This is a genomic window from Flavobacterium sp. 90 (genome assembly GCF_004339525.1).
Classification (GTDB): domain Bacteria; phylum Bacteroidota; class Bacteroidia; order Flavobacteriales; family Flavobacteriaceae; genus Flavobacterium.
On record NZ_SMGE01000001.1, the window covers coordinates 6,182,567 to 6,197,932 of the forward strand.

At 34.2% G+C, this 15,366-nt stretch carries 12 protein-coding genes; 4 read left to right on the forward strand and 8 right to left on the reverse strand.

All coding sequences use genetic code 11. The features are described 5' to 3' along the window. Window positions 1-95: 95 nt before the first annotated feature. Together C8C83_RS25145 and aspA are read right to left on the reverse strand one after the other, a co-directional pair. Window positions 96-1,364 (reverse strand): BamA/TamA family outer membrane protein, encoded by a 1,269-nt coding sequence (locus tag C8C83_RS25145; RefSeq protein ID WP_121331473.1) that lies wholly within the window; start codon window positions 1,362-1,364, stop codon window positions 96-98. Window positions 1,365-1,947: 583 nt separating this feature from the next. Further along, on the reverse strand, window positions 1,948-3,357 hold the full coding sequence (aspA, locus tag C8C83_RS25150) for an aspartate ammonia-lyase (protein WP_121331265.1): 1,410 nt from the start codon (window positions 3,355-3,357) through the stop codon (window positions 1,948-1,950). 302 nt (window positions 3,358-3,659) lie between these two features. Here aspA and C8C83_RS25155 point away from each other — a divergent pair, with 302 nt between their 5' ends. Continuing rightward, window positions 3,660-4,238, forward strand: a complete 579-nt coding sequence (locus C8C83_RS25155; protein ID WP_121331266.1) for a pentapeptide repeat-containing protein — start codon at window positions 3,660-3,662, stop codon at window positions 4,236-4,238. Window positions 4,239-4,351: 113 nt separating this feature from the next. Here the strand turns inward: C8C83_RS25155 and C8C83_RS25160 are convergent, their stop codons facing one another. From C8C83_RS25160 to glyA, 4 genes are all read right to left on the reverse strand, one after another. After that, a complete protein-coding gene (locus C8C83_RS25160; RefSeq protein WP_121331267.1) occupies window positions 4,352-4,849 on the reverse strand; it encodes a GNAT family N-acetyltransferase in 498 nt (165 codons plus the stop codon). Window positions 4,850-4,871: 22 nt separating this feature from the next. Next, window positions 4,872-5,912, reverse strand: a complete 1,041-nt coding sequence (locus C8C83_RS25165; protein ID WP_121331268.1) for a GMP reductase — start codon at window positions 5,910-5,912, stop codon at window positions 4,872-4,874. 307 nt (window positions 5,913-6,219) lie between these two features. Beyond that, on the reverse strand, window positions 6,220-6,813 hold the full coding sequence (locus C8C83_RS25170) for a tRNA-(ms[2]io[6]A)-hydroxylase (RefSeq protein WP_055097892.1): 594 nt from the start codon (window positions 6,811-6,813) through the stop codon (window positions 6,220-6,222). 132 nt (window positions 6,814-6,945) lie between these two features. Continuing rightward, the gene (gene glyA, locus C8C83_RS25175; protein ID WP_056251471.1) at window positions 6,946-8,220 is read right to left on the reverse strand and encodes a serine hydroxymethyltransferase; all 1,275 of its coding nucleotides are present in this window, start codon (window positions 8,218-8,220) and stop codon (window positions 6,946-6,948) included. 108 nt (window positions 8,221-8,328) lie between these two features. Here glyA and fahA point away from each other — a divergent pair, with 108 nt between their 5' ends. Continuing rightward, on the forward strand, window positions 8,329-9,612 hold the full coding sequence (gene fahA / locus C8C83_RS25180) for a fumarylacetoacetase (protein ID WP_121331269.1): 1,284 nt from the start codon (window positions 8,329-8,331) through the stop codon (window positions 9,610-9,612). A gap of 472 nt (window positions 9,613-10,084) precedes the next feature. Here fahA and C8C83_RS25185 read toward each other — a convergent pair whose 3' ends face one another. Next, window positions 10,085-11,122: an agmatine deiminase family protein gene (locus C8C83_RS25185; protein WP_121331270.1), complete on the reverse strand. Its 1,038-nt coding sequence runs from the start codon at window positions 11,120-11,122 to the stop codon at window positions 10,085-10,087. A gap of 188 nt (window positions 11,123-11,310) precedes the next feature. On the opposite strand from C8C83_RS25185, the gene C8C83_RS25190 reads away from it, so the two are divergent. After that, window positions 11,311-12,831, forward strand: a complete 1,521-nt coding sequence (locus tag C8C83_RS25190) for a choice-of-anchor I family protein (protein ID WP_121331271.1) — start codon at window positions 11,311-11,313, stop codon at window positions 12,829-12,831. 202 nt (window positions 12,832-13,033) lie between these two features. Next, the gene (locus C8C83_RS25195; RefSeq protein ID WP_121331272.1) at window positions 13,034-14,299 is read left to right on the forward strand and encodes an OmpA family protein; all 1,266 of its coding nucleotides are present in this window, start codon (window positions 13,034-13,036) and stop codon (window positions 14,297-14,299) included. A gap of 125 nt (window positions 14,300-14,424) precedes the next feature. Here C8C83_RS25195 and C8C83_RS25200 read toward each other — a convergent pair whose 3' ends face one another. Then, entirely contained in the window at window positions 14,425-15,312 is an 888-nt protein-coding gene (locus tag C8C83_RS25200) for a carbon-nitrogen hydrolase (protein ID WP_099711870.1), read from the reverse strand. Window positions 15,313-15,366 lie beyond the last annotated feature (54 nt).

The following is a 15,366-nucleotide window of genomic DNA, read 5'->3' on the forward strand; positions in this document are numbered from 1 at the left end:
TAGAATATGAATGAGAATATTTTAATAATTATGATTTAATTATGAAGCGTGTAACTTTTTGCTGCTTAAAAGAAAGATCAACAATAGTCTATATCTCAAAAAGTTTCTCCGGCATTCAGATAAAATCCTTTAGAGTTATTTCCCCACGCATAATCCACAATAAGATTGGTTCTGGTTTTTTTATCGATTAAAATACGCAGACCAACTCCCGCCGCGGGCTGAATCGAACTAAAAAGATGTGTATCTGTTTCGGTATTGCTTGCGGTTACAAAATTTGTAAATACTGTCCCGCTAATCATATGATTACAGGTTATTGGAAATCGTAATTCTGTCGAAAGATAAACCAGATTTTCGCCTCTAAATAATCCTTGCGTATATCCTTCTCCGCTTCGGCTTCTTTGATCCCATCCTATTGCAGGCAAATTCAGATACGGAACTTTTCCTCTTGTCACAAATTGTCCATAAGTCCAAACAGCAAGAATGTAATTTTTGTTTTTATCCGAAAGCGGAAAAAAGCCCCGATATTCCGTATACAAAACATTGCTATATCGCTGGTTGTTAAACAATACCGGATTAAAACGATAATTAATATTAGCAAACCAACCGCGCGTTGCATTTACCTGATTATCTCTCGAATCGTGAACTAAATTAAGACTTACACCTGTCAAAAAATACTCTAAGTTATCAAAACCATATTTTTGGCTATAATTATAATGGTACGTTAAGTTTCCATTAGCAACATCGAGCTCGTCGTCTTTTATAGTCGAATACCAATCGATGTTTACGCCTCCTCCAACATAAAAATTCTTCTTTACCTCAAAGGAAACTGTTTGATGAAATTTGAAATAATTATAATCCATAGGTTCTGCAATAGAATCTATGCTAAAACCCGCTTTTTTGCTGTGACGTGGGATAATATCTGTTCCTAAACCGTAATTGGGTTGCGAAAAAATATACAATCTGTAATCGCCACTTAGAAAAATCTTATTATTTTTTAGCAATATATTATTCTTGACATTTACAAGCCATTGCTTTTTGGTTGTGTAAGTTATACCCAAATTGGCAATTGAATATTTGTCTGCTTCCTGCTTTCCTTTAAAAGTATATTGCGCCACTCCGCCAAAAAAGAATCCCGTTGCCGGCTGAGAGCCAATAGCGGGAATGACTAAGAAAAAATTATTTTTTGTGGGCTTAACAACATAAACGGAATCTTTCTTTTTGAAGATTTCTAATATTGTCTTAGGAGGACATTCTTCAGGATTAGTAATTTCCGTTTGTGCAATCGAATGAAATGAAATGAAAAAGAGTAACCCTAAGATTTTATATCGATGATGAAAATAAATATTTTTTAAAGATTTTATCATTTCAAAATTATTTTCTAAATAACATTTAATCCTCATGTAAATATATAGCTAATTTTCAATATTTTACCAAAGAATTCTTATTAAAAATAATGTGATATGCAATTAATTCAAATATACTTGGAGGTGTAAAATCACAAAGCCGCAAAGATTTTGTCATTTCGAGCAAAGGGAAAAATCTCCACGAGAAGCTCGACAAAGATTGCGATAATATAGAACGCGGATGACACTGATTCGCTATTGCGAAAACGCGGATTTACACGGATTTTAGTCGCATTTTTGTCATTTCGACGAAGGAGAAATCTTCACGAGAAGCTCGACAAAGATGAGATTCTCGTTGCGGAGTTACTTGCGAAGATTTCTCCTCCGTCGAAATGACAAACCAGACGAAAATGTTGTTATGAAAATGATTGATCTAGCCCCGATATAAGTGGAAATTCAAATGACAAAATTACGAGTAAAATCAGCGCAAATCCGTGTTTTCGCGATAGCGAATCAGTGTCATCCGCGTGCCATAAAAAACACATTGTAAATAAAAAAGCCGTCAATTTAAGACGGCTTGTTATTATATTTTTTATATCAAAATCTACTTTGTGATAAATTTTGGATGAATTAAATTATCCAAAGAGTAAATTTCATCCCATTTTTCCTGAGTGATTAATTTTCTTTCGACAACAACAATTTCATGAACGCTTTTATTCATTTTTAAAGCTTCTCCGGCAATGCTGGCGCTTTCTTCATAACCTAAAATTGGATTTAATTGCGTAACGATTCCTATGCTGTTCATTACCATATTATAACAATGATCAACATTTGCCGTGATTCCAACAATACATTTATCAATTAAAGTTTGAATGGCATTCGAAAGATAATCCAGCGATGTAAACATTGCAAAAGCGATAACGGGTTCCATTACATTCAATTGCAATTGTCCCGCTTCTGCTGCCATTGTAACGGTTAAATCCTGTCCAATTACATAAAAACAAGTCTGATTTACGACTTCCGGAATCACCGGATTTACTTTGCCTGGCATAATCGAAGATCCTGGCTGACGTGCTGGTAAATTGATTTCGTTGAAACCTGTTCTTGGTCCTGAACTTAATAATCTTAAATCATTACAGATTTTAGAAATTTTTACCGCCGTTCTTTTCAGCGTTCCCATAATTTGAACGTAAGCTCCGGTATCTACAGTAGCTTCAATTAAATCCGGCGAAAGCGTCAACGGAATTCCAACTTCTTTGGCTAAATAATTCACGCAGATTTCCGGATATCCTTCCGGCGCGTTTACTCTTGTTCCAATTGCTGTTGCGCCCATATTGATTTCTAAAACCAAACTTTGAGCTTCTTTTAATCTTCTAACATCTTCGCCAATTGTGGTCGCATATGATTTGAATTCTTGTCCTAAAGTCATCGGAACGGCGTCTTGCAATTGCGTTCTTCCCATTTTCAGAACGCTTTTAAACTCTTGTCCTTTTGCTGCAAAAGCTACTTCTAAACCTTCTAAGGTTTTAATGAAGCTTTCCATTTTCAAATAAAGAGCAATTCTAAAAGCCGATGGATAAGCATCGTTTGTAGATTGTGAACAGTTTACGTGATTATTGGGATGCAGAAAATTATATTCTCCTTTTTTATGTCCAAGATATTCTAATCCTATGTTTGCGATTACCTCGTTTGCATTCATATTTACGGATGTTCCTGCCCCACCCTGAATTAAATCGCTTACAAATTCCTGATCAAATTTACCGGCAATTACCTGATCGCTTCCGTAACAAATCGCTTCGGCAATTTTTGCGTCAAGAGCGCCACAATCTTTATTGGCAAGAGCTGCGGCTTTTTTTACATAACCTAAAGCTTTGATAAATAACGGCTCTTTTGAAATTGGAATTCCTGTAATATTAAAATTTTCTACAGCTCTAAAAGTTTGGATACCATAATACAGATGATTCGGAATGTCTAATTCTCCTAAAAAATCATGCTCTTTTCTTGTTGATCCCATATGATATAAATTGTTACGTTTTTACTTTAAAAATCAGTGTAAAGCTACATCAAATTAGAACTACAATAAAATAATGAATCTTAAAAAAATCATAGAATTTTCAATAATTTAATTAAATGTTTAGAAATGCAATATTCAAACGATCTCAAAACCTTAAATCATTAAGAATGTCATTAATACTAAAACACAACGCTCTGAAAAACATTGAATTGATTTTTAGTTCTGTTTTTATAAAAAAAACGAGTTTTGAATAATGCTTAAAATTAGTACCTTTCGAACTTTAATAAACATTAAAATCAGCATTGAAAAAAGAGTCCGAATATTTTCTTGATAAAGAATACGATACCAAAACTTATGGTAAAGATGCTCTTAATTTTAAGGATTTTGAATGTTGTACTTTTAATAATTGTAACTTTTCGGCTTGTACTTTTTTAGCCGTTACTTTTATTGATTGCGTTTTTAATGATTGCATTTTTAATGAATCAAAAATTAATTATGTAGCTTTTAGAACCGCCACTTTTAACCGTTGTGAAATCAAAGAAGTCAATTTTGCTATGTGCGATAAACTTATTTTTGAAGTTCATTTTCACGATTGCATTCTGGATTTTTCGAAGTTTTATACTTTAAAGATAAAAGGCACGACATTTACCAATTGCAGCTTGATTGCAGTAGATTTTATGGCAACAGATCTTACAAGTGTTTTGTTTGATAATTGCGATTTATACCGATCAGAATTTGACAAAGCAATCGCCAATAAAGCCGATTTTAAAACGAGTTATAATTACACTATTGATCCATCAAAAACAAAATTGAAGAAGGCTGTTTTTGCTTTGAAAGAAGTAAAAGGATTGCTGTTTAAGCATGATGTGATTGTGAGTTGAAACAAAAATTGAACAAGAATTTCACGAATTAACACAGATTAGTTTGTGTAATTAATTTCACAAACTAAATCAGATATTAAATTAGTGCGAATTCGTGAAATTCGTGTTCAATTTTAAATCTTTTTCTTCATCACATAATCTTCCATTAAATATCCTTTTCCAATATCAATGTTTACTTCGTCGATAACTTCAAAACCTATTTTCTTGTAGAATCCTAAAGCAGAATTAAATCGGTTTACGTTTAAAGATAATGCCGTTGAATTATTCTGTGAAGCTAATATTCCAATTTCGTCAATAACTTTTTTACCGATTCCTTTTCCTTGGGTTTCCGGTAAAAGATAAATTTTATGGATTTTTGTTACAGGTTCTCCTTTATAATTATGTTCAATTCCAATGAAACCAATATTTGTTTCACCTTCATAAATCATATAAAATAATTGTTCTCTTTTATTGTATTGCTCTGTTAAAGCTTCATTAGAATAAAAAAGATCCAACATATAATCCAATTGTTCTTTTGATAAAATTTCACCATAAGTAATTGGCCATGTAATATGTACTATATTCTGAATTTGCTTAATATCGCCTAAAGTTGCTTCTAAAACTGTGATCATATTGTATTTTAAATGCTTTTTATTATTTAGTAAAAATTTGATTTTCCTGTTCGCTTACTCTTATAAAGGTCGTTCGTTTTGTTAATTCTTTCAATCGTGAAGCGCCAACATATGTACAAGTGCTTCTTAAACCTCCCAAAATATCCAAAACTGTATTGATTACTTTTCCTCTAAAAGGTACCTGAACTGTTTTTCCTTCACTAGCTCTGTATTCAGCAACTCCGCCAACGTGTTTATCCATTGCGGTTGTAGAACTCATTCCGTAAAACTGTTTGAATTTTTCGCCGTTTACTTCGATCAGTTCTCCTCCGCTTTCTGTATGTCCGGCAAGCATTCCGCCCAACATTACAAAATCTGAACCTGCACCAAAAGCTTTTGCAACATCTCCCGGAGTTTTACATCCGCCATCGCTTATAATGTGTCCGCCTAAACCGTGAGCGGCATCGGCACATTCGATAATAGCCGAAAGTTGCGGATATCCAACGCCTGTTTTAACACGAGTGGTACAAACTGAACCTGGTCCAATTCCGACTTTTACTATATCGGCTCCAGCCAATAATAATTCTTCGACCATTTCGCCCGTAACTACATTTCCGGCGATAATAACTTTGTCAGGATATTGTTTTCGGGTTTGTTTTAAGAATTGTACAAAGTGTTCCGAATATCCGTTTGCAACATCTATACAAATAAATTTAAGTAACGGATTTGCAGTTATAACTTGACCAATTTTTTCAAAATCTTCTTTTCCGGTTCCGGTGCTTATGGCAATATAATTATAAAAATCTGGCGTTACTTTTTCTAGAAAACTGTTCCATTCTTCTAAACTATAATGTTTATGAATGGCTGTAAAAAGTTTTTCTTTAGCCAAGACTTCCGCCATTTCAAAAGTCCCTACAGTATCCATATTCGCGGCCATAATTGGGATTCCTGTCCAGATTGTGGTACTATGCAAAAATTTAAAATTTCGTTCTAGTGAGACTTCTGATCTGCTTTTGAGCGTTGATCTTTTTGGTCTAATCATTACATCTTTAAACCCTAATTTCAGATCCGTTTCTATTCTCATGGTTTTAAATTTTCTGTTACTTTCAAATATACAATTTTAGATTGTTGATTTTAGATTTTAGATTATTAAAACTTTGCCTATAATTTTGCACGCTGATGACACGGATTCGCTATCGCGAAGACGCGGATTTAAGACGGATTTTTTTTATTGGGAATGTTCTTGTTGGAGCGCGTTTCTCCCGATAACTATCGGGATCGCTCAACATGACAAACGTAAACTGAGACTGAAAACTTTTTAAATAGAGCGCTTCTTCTCTCAACGTGACAAGTACAAACTGAAAACTGAGACCGAGACTGAAAACTAAAATTTACCCGTGAATTGTTTCGCCTTTTCCGTAGTTTGTGATAATTGATTCTTCGTAGGCAAGCCATTCTCTCCAGCGCTTTTCAACGTCGATTCCTACTCCGTATTTTCTGGCGTAAGTGATGAATGTGGTGTAATGTCCCGCTTCGCTTTCCATTAATTCTCTGTAGAAAACTGCTAGTTCTTCGTCTTGAATGTTTTCAGATAAAACTTTGAAACGCTCGCAACTTCTTGCCTCAATCATTGCTGAGAATAATAATCTTTCTACAAGACCTGAAACACGACTTCCGTCTCCGCTTTTCTTCATATATAAATAAAGTTCATTTACATAATCGTCTTTGCGTTCGCGTCCTAATTTTAAACCTCTTTTGATAATAATATTGTGAACTTGCTCAAAATGATCGATTTCTTCTTTGGCTAAAGCCAATAAATCTTTGACCAAATCCTGATGTTCTGAGTTATTGGTAATAATCGTTATTGCGTTTGTTGCCGCTTTTTGTTCGCACCAAGCGTGATCTGTCAGGATTTCTTCAATATTTTTTTCTACAATATTTACCCATCTTGGATCTGTTGGTAATTGTAATCTTAATACGCCCATTTCTTTTAAGTCTTAAAGTTGTAAAGTCGAAAGTTGTAAAGTCAAAAAAAGTCGAAGATCAAAACTAAAATAGAAATTTACATTCCATTTCAAGACTTTCGACCTTCGACTTTAAGACTTTATGACTAATTTTTAGTATACGAAAATTGGTCTTTCGCTCATCATTTCGTTTACTTCGTTTGCTACTTCCTCGATAACCGCTTCATTTGTATGATCGGCAAGTACTTTATCGATAAGTGCTACGATAGTTTCCATATCTTCTTCAACTAAACCACGAGTTGTGATTGCAGCTGTTCCAACACGAATTCCAGAAGTTACAAATGGTGATTTATCATCAAATGGAACCATATTTTTATTTACAGTGATTTCTGCTTTTACTAATGCATTTTCAGCTTCTTTACCAGAAATGTTTTTATTTCTTAAGTCAATAAGCATCATGTGGTTATCAGTTCCACCAGAAATAATTTTGTATCCTCTTTTTACAAAAGCATCTGCCATAGCATTTGCATTTTTTTGTAATTGCATTGCATATGTAAAGAACTCATCTTTAAGAGCTTCACCAAAAGCAACCGCTTTAGCAGCGATAATGTGCATTAATGGTCCACCTTGATTTCCAGGGAAAACAGCAAGATCTAATAAAGAAGACATCATTCTGATTTCTCCTTTTGGAGTTTTTAATCCTTGTGGGTTTTCGAAATCTTTCCCCATTAAGATCAAACCTCCACGTGGTCCACGTAATGTTTTGTGAGTTGTTGTAGAAACAATATGACAATGTGGAATTGGGTCATTCATCAATCCTTTTGCAATAAGACCTGCAGGGTGAGAAATATCAGCAAATAAGATTGCTCCTACGCTATCAGCAATTACTCTGAAACGCTCAAAATCCATATCACGAGAATAAGCCGAAGCTCCTGCGATGATTAATTTTGGTTGCTCTTTAGTAGCAATTTCCTGAATTTTATCATAGTCTAAACGACCAGTTTCAGCATCTACACCGTAAAAAACAGGTTTGTATAAACGACCTGAAAAGTTTACAGGAGATCCGTGAGTTAAGTGTCCACCGTGAGATAAATCAAAACCTAAAATAGTATCACCAGGATTTAAACACGCGTGGTAAACTGCAGTGTTTGCCTGAGAACCTGAGTGAGGCTGCACGTTTGCATATTCAGCACCAAATAATTCTTTGGCTCTGTCAATTGCAATTTGCTCAATAACGTCAACTACTTCACAACCTCCGTAGTATCTTTTGCCAGGATATCCTTCAGCATATTTGTTAGTTAAAACAGAACCAGCTGCTTCCATTACCTCATCACTTACAAAATTCTCTGAAGCGATAAGTTCTAATCCGTGAATTTGTCTGTCTTGTTCCTCTAGTATAAGGTCAAAAATTTGTTCGTCGCGTTGCATTTTTTCGTTTTTCGTTAATTTCCTGCAAAAATACAAAAAAACGTTTGTCAAACTGTTAGATTATGATATATTTGACATAGAATTTTTCAACAAATAATTAACATTCACATGCCAATAACCGCCAACGATACCAAAAGAAAATCATGGTTAGAAGTACCAGAAAATAGTGACTTCCCTATTCAAAATATTCCTTTCGGTGTATTTCTTACTAAAGAAAATGTCGTTACAGTAGGAACGCGAATTGGCGATTATGCCATAGATTTAGGGGCTTTACAACAATTAAGCTATTTTGAAGGAATAGATTTAACCGATGATATGTTCATGCAGGACACGCTAAATGATTTTATTTCTGACGGAAAAAAAACATGGCGTCTCGTTCGAAATCGTATCGCTGATATATTCGACGAAAACAATCCTCAACTAAGAGATTCAACAAAAGATCGCGATATTGTTATTTTTAAAATCGATGATGTCGAGATGCAATTGCCTGTTTTAATTGGTGATTACACTGATTTTTACTCTAGTAAAGAGCACGCGACTAACGTAGGAAAAATGTTTCGCGACCCGGAAAATGCTTTATTACCAAACTGGTTACACATTCCGGTAGGATATCATGGAAGAAGCTCAACAATTGTTCCGTCTGGGATTCCGGTTCACAGACCAATGGGCCAAACTTTACCAAATGGAGAAAAATTACCCGTTTTTGGTGCTTCCCGTTTAGTAGATTTTGAACTTGAAACTGCTTTCATTACTACTGATGTAAACGTAATGGGGGAAAATATCCCAACTTATGAAGCCGAAGATTATATTTTCGGAATGGTTTTACTGAATGACTGGAGCGCGCGCGATATTCAGAAATGGGAATATGTGCCTCTTGGACCATTCTTAGCCAAAAACTTTGCAACTTCAATTTCTCCGTGGATTGTAACAATGGATGCTTTGGAACCTTTTAGAACTAAAGGTCCTAAACAAGATCCAACGCCGCTTCCTTATTTACAAACTAAAGGAAAAAAAGCTTTTGATATTCATTTAGAAGTTTCGATACAACCTGAAAACCAAGAGGAAACTATTGTTTCTAAATCAAATTTCAAATATTTGTATTGGTCAATGGCACAGCAATTAGCGCACCATACTTCAAACGGATGTCGTGTGAATTCTGGTGATATGATGGGTTCTGGAACCATTTCTGGTCCAACTCCTGATAGTTTTGGTTCTATGTTAGAATTAACTTGGGGCGGAAAAAACCCAATTAAATTGAAAGATGGCAGCGAACGTAAATTTATCGAAGATAATGATACTGTTATTATAAGAGGTTTCTGCGAAAGTAATGAAGTTCGTATTGGTTTTGGAGAAGTTTCAAGCCAATTATTAGCTCCTTTTGTGAGAGCTTGAAGAGAAGATAAAATATCTGAAGAGATATAGAAAATATAAAACCTTGGTTATCGCCAAGGTTTTTTTTATGTCTTTTTGCCACAGATTACACAGATTAAACTGATTTTTCCTCATTTTGTGTTTATTTCTCACGCAGATTTTGCAGATTTTGCAGATTTATTTTGAGTTTTTGAATCTCGCAATCCCGATAGCTATCGGGAGCAGAGGCGCAAAGTTTTATTTGAATTGCGTTTAATTTCAAAGCAGGTATTTATATGTTAAATGAAAAAGGCTTTAGCCAAAATAAAAATTTAGCTAAAGCCATTATATATTGACTTTATTTTGACCTCGAGCTAAAGCAGAAGGCTATTCAAAAAAAATATTATCTTAAAAAACTTTGCGCCTCTGCTCCCGATAGCTATCGGGATTGCGAGATTAAAAAATAAAACCCTGCGAAAATCAGTTTAATCAGTATAATCCGTGGCTAATAATATTAAGCAGGAATCTGTTGGCTTAAGCAATGCAATGTTCCGAATCCCCAGATAAAATCGATACAACTAATTCCGATTACTTCTCTGTCGGGGAAACATTCTGATAATATATTTAATGCAACTCTATCATTGCTGTCATTAAAAGTTGGAACTAAAACGCAATTATTCAAAATTAAGAAGTTCGCATAACTTGCCGGTAATCTTAAATCTTCAAAATCTACACGTTTTGGCATCGGCAACGCAACAATTGTTGGAGATTTTCCATCTTCAAGTTTTGCATTTTGCAAACGTTTCAAATTATCCTGTAATGGTTTATAATTAGAATCGTTTTTATCTGTTTCTACAATTGTTACAATCGTATCTTCGTTTACAAATCGGCATAAATCATCGATATGTCCGTGAGTATCATCACCTTCTATTCCATCTCCAAGCCAGATTACGTTTGTAACTCCCAGGTATTCTTTAAAAACAGCTTCGTAATCTTCTTTTGTGAAGTTTTTATTTCGGACCTGAATTGAAGGATGCATCAAACATTCTTCAGAAGTTAATAAAGTTCCTTTTCCGTTTACATCAATTGCTCCACCTTCTACAATAACCGGTTTTCCTTTGTACATTACCTGAGTTAAAGGAACATCGATAAAATCAGCTATTTTGCCTGGAACAAATTTATCTAATTGATAGTTTTTATATTTTGCCCAACCGTTGAAATTAAAGTTTAAAGCTTCTCTTTTCGAACCATTTTTTACAATAATTGGTCCTGAATCACGCATCCAGCTTCTGTTGGTTTTGTGAATAATAAAAGAAACATTAGCAATATTTACTCTTGCTCTTTCAAGCATTTCGGCAACTTTTTCTTTTAATTTTTCATCGGCTACGACCAAAAAAACAGTTTCAAAAGTGGCTACTTTTTTAATAAATTCTACAAAAGCCCATTGAACTGCTTCGTATTTTCCTGGCCAGTCGTTACCATTATGCGGAAAACACAATACGATTCCTTGTTGTTTTTCCCATTCTGCTGGAAATCTTCTATTATTTGACATAAAGAGGTTCTAAAATTTAAAAGTGTACAAAGATAATCATTCGGGAGGATTATAAAATAGTACAATGAAATCAAATTGGATTTATGCCAAAATATCTGATAAAAATTAAGTTAAAGATTAAATAATGAAGGCTTAATATAGGACGGTGTTCTGCGAATTAAATTTGGCAAAACTAAAAAAAACACTAAATGAAAAAACTAAGCATCACATTACTAGCAGCTCTATCTATCATGGTAAGCTGTAATAATGATGAAAATTCAAAAAATGAAACAGAAGTTGGAAGCAACGAAAATCCAGCAACTTTTAAAGAAATTGGTTCAATAACTATCGGTGGTGAAGGCGCAGCGGAAATCTCTGCATATGACGAAAAAACAAAAAAACTTTTTACAGTAAATAATAGCGGAACGAATCAAATTGATGTAATTGATTTATCTGATCCTACAAAACCAACTAAAATTGGTAAAATAGATTTAACTCCATATGAAGGTGCTTCAAACAGTGTTTCTGTTTTTGATGGAAAACTTGCTGTTGCTTTAGAATCAACAGTTAGCAAACAAGGAAACGGAAAAGTTGTTATTTTTAATACCAGCGATTTAAGCTTAATAAAACAAATTACTGTTGGCGCATTGCCTGATATGATTACTTTTTCGCCTGACGGAAAATTCATTATGACTGCAAATGAAGGAGAACCAAGCACAGATTATTTGCAAGATCCAAACGGAAGTATTTCTATAATTGAAGTTGCAAATGGTTATGCTGTTACGACTTTAAATTTTGAATCTTTTAGCGCTCAGGCAGCAACTTTGCAAAAAGATGGTTTCAGAATTTCAAAATTTGCAAAAAGTTTTGCTCAGGATATCGAACCTGAATATGTGACTATTTCTGATGATTCCAAAACTGCTTGGGTTACATTACAAGAAAATAATGGTGTTGCAAAAGTAGATTTGACTTCTAAAACTATTACGGCAATTTATCCTTTAGGTTTTAAAAATTTCAATACGGCTGAAAATGCTATTGATGTAAGTGACAAAGACGACAAAATTGCTTTTAATCCATGGAAAGTTAAAGGTATGTTTATGCCAGACGGAATTAGCCATTTTACTGCAAATAATACTCCTTATTTTGTTACTGCAAACGAAGGCGACGCAAGAGAATATGCTGCTTATTCAGATATTAAAAGAATGAAAGACCTGAAGCTTGACGCAACTGTTTTTCCTGATGCTGCGACTTTAAAATTGGAACCAAATTTAGGAAGACTTAACCTTATTACTGATATGGGAGATTCTGACGGTGACGGAGATCTTGATGAATTAGTAGCTTTTGGTGCTCGTTCTTTTTCTATCTGGAATGGAAATACTGGTAAAATTGTTTTTGACAGCAAAAATGATGTGGACAAAAAAACTCAGGAATTAGGAACTTATGATGACAAACGCAGCGATGACAAAGGTTCTGAGCCTGAAGCTGTAGTTGCTGTAAAAATGGGAACTCAAAATATTCTGTTTGTTGGTTTAGAAAGATCTGATGCTTTTATGACTTATGATGTAACAAATCCTGCTTCTCCTCAATATCTACAAACGGTAAAAACTGGTGATGCTCCAGAAGGAATTCTTTTTATTCCGGCTTCTAAAAGTCCAACGAAAAGAAGTTTATTAGTAGTTAGCAGTGAAGGCGATGGAACAATCAAAATCTTTCAGCCGGATTTAAAATAATTTTCACATTTAGCATATCAGAAAAGGATAAAACATTGATTTTATCCTTTTTTTTTGGCTTTTATTGCGCTTATTTTAACTAATTTACACAATTAAAAGCCAAAAGATGGGAATTATGTAAGAGGTAATACAACGCGAACTAAAATGTGTCGCATAATTTTGTCGTGAGTTTAAAATAAATAACAACTTAAATTTAGATATCATGAAAAAGAAATTAGCTTCCGTATCCCTCGTATTACTATCCTTTGCAGCAAATGCTCAAAATATGGCCACTACTTCAACTCAACCTTCAATTGACGCTCCTGCTTACAACAAATGGTCTATAGAACTAAATGGTGGTGTAAACAAACCAGTGCGAGCAATGACTCCGGGTTATTCCAGCGAAACCCTTGGTCTATTTCACACGGATTTAGGAGTGAGATATATGTTTAATCCTAAATTTGGATTGAAACTGGATGTTGGTTATGATCAACTTCAGGAACGAAATGATACTCCTGAGTTCGATAGCAAATATTACAGAGCAAGTTTACAAGGGGTTGTAAACCTTGGTAGAGCTTTAAACTTTGAAACATGGACGAACACTTTTGGTTTATTAGCGCATGGTGGTTTTGGTGTTTCTCAATTGAGCAACGACGATGGTTTTGATGGAAAAGATTACATGGCTCACGGAATCATGGGATTAACAGGACAAGTTAGATTAAGCAATAGAGTGGCTTTAACCGGAGATTTAACGGGAATTATTAACGGAAGACAAAATCACAACTTTGACGGACACGGAGTTCCTGTTAATAGTTCATTAGAAGGAGTATTATTAAACGCTTCTGTTGGTTTGACTTTCTACTTAGGGAAAAACGAGAAACATGCTGACTGGTATTCTGAAGATAATGAAAGATTAAATAAATTAGAAGACAGAGTTACTACAATTGAAACGAATCTAATTGATACTGACAAAGATGGCGTTGCTGATTTGTATGATTTAGAGCCAAATACCATTTCTGGAGTTGCTGTTAATACAAAAGGACAATCTATTGATACGAATCAAAATGGGGTTCCGGATGAATTAGAAAGTTATTTAGATAAAACTTATTCTAAAAAAGGCAGCGAAGGTGCAACAAACAATACTGTCGAAGAATTGATTAACGGTGGATATGTAAATGTTTATTTTGACTTTAACTCTTCAAAACCAACAAATGCTTCGTTATCAGGTGTTGATTTCTTAGTGAAATATTTGAAAAACAATCCTGGTAAATCTGCAGATATCATAGGTTATGCTGACGAAATTGGAAATTCTAGTTACAATACTGAATTATCAAGAAAAAGAGCTGAAGCTGTGAAAAAAGTAGCTACAAACGCTGGAATCGATGCTTCAAGATTGAATGTAATTGCAAACGGTGAAGACACTTCTGTGAATAAAAAATCTAAAGAAGCACGTCAAATCGTAAGAAGAGTTACTTTTCAAGTAAAATAATCTTATTATATATTATTAAAACTCCGCTTCAGAATATTCTGAAGCGGAGTTTTTTTGTTTTTAAGAAAAATAAAAAAGGACGAAATCTAAATTTCGTCCTTTTTTGTATTTATAAATTGACTGTATTAGTCTATTGCTCTTTTTGTAATATCTCCAAAAGCATCGATTCTTCTGTCTCTGAAAAATGGCCAGTTTTGACGCACATTTTCTTGTAAGTCTAAATCAACTTCGGCAATTAAAATTTCTTCCTGATCGTGAGAAGCCTGAGCTAAGATTTCACCTTGTGGACCCGCAATAAACGAAGCTCCCCAAAACTGAATTCCTTCTGTTCCTTCAATATATTTTTCTAAACCAATTCTGTTTGCAGCGGCAACAAAAACTCCATTTGCAACAGCGTGACCTTTCATAACATTCATCCACGCGCCATATTGGTTTTCTCCGTATTGTTCTTTTTCTTTTGGATGCCAACCAATTGCTGTTGGATAAAATAAAACTTCAGCTCCTTTTAAAGCAGTAATACGCGCTGCTTCCGGATACCATTGATCCCAACAAATTAGCGTTCCAATTTTTCCTTTTTTCGTTTCAATTGCCTGAAATCCTAAATCTCCAGGAGTAAAATAGAATTTTTCGTAGAAATGTGGATCATCCGGAATATGCATTTTACGGTATAAACCAGCTTCTGTTCCATCAGTATCAATAATATATGCACTATTGTGATAGATACCAGCCATTCTTTTTTCGAAGAAAGGAACAATAATTACTACACCTAATTCTTTTGCCAAAGCACTAAAAGCAATAAACGAAGTGCTGTAAAGTGGTTCTGCTAATGCAAAATTATCTACATCTTCACTTTGACAAAAATAATGACTGCTATATAATTCCGGAAGTAAGATAACTTCAGCGCCTTTATTGGCAGCGTCTTTTACCCAACTAATACATTTTTTTAGATTATTTTCGGCAACGTCATTTAGATTCAACTGAATAACGGCGATTTTATATTTTCTTTTCGGCATGACATAAAATTTAGAGTGCAAAAATAGTAATTTTTAAAGGAATGGCAAAGAGAG